At 55.7% G+C, this 460-nt stretch carries 1 pseudogene; it reads right to left on the minus strand.

Annotated features, from left to right (window positions below):
• Positions 1-460: pseudogene (locus CSC70_RS14475) on the minus strand (hypothetical protein); the annotation flags it as partial.

Consider the following 460-nt stretch of genomic DNA (forward strand, 5'->3'; position numbering starts at 1 on the left):
CTTCACCGGTGCATCGCCTGCATCCAGCTTGATCGCACCGGTGCTGCTCGCGGGCTGGGTTCCATCGGGCGAGCCCATCCGCACGCGGGTCAGTGCCGCAGCACCACTCAGGGCATTGAGGCCGTAGAGGTAGTTGTCGCCCCCCAGGCCACACAGGCTGCTCGAACCGGCCGGTGGAGCATAGGTTGGGAAGAAGATGACGCCGCTCTCCACCCTTGGATACCCGATCATGCGCTCGCCCGCGGGCAGGTCGATGTACCAGCCCTTGTGAGCGCCCGTGATCGCATTGGTGCTGGTAGCCCTGAAGTCACCGGCTTGAAAAAAAAAGCAAGAGGACATGAATTTGACTAAGAAGTATGCAGTGACATCATATCCGTTTTTAACATAAGGCCAGATGTATGAGTCTGTATTGAAAAAAATGATGATGGTGAGACTTAGTCTTATCCAGCAACAATCAAGA

The sequence above is a fragment of the Pseudoxanthomonas kalamensis DSM 18571 genome (assembly GCF_010211745.1).
Classification (GTDB): Bacteria; Pseudomonadota; Gammaproteobacteria; order Xanthomonadales; family Xanthomonadaceae; genus Pseudoxanthomonas_A; species Pseudoxanthomonas_A kalamensis.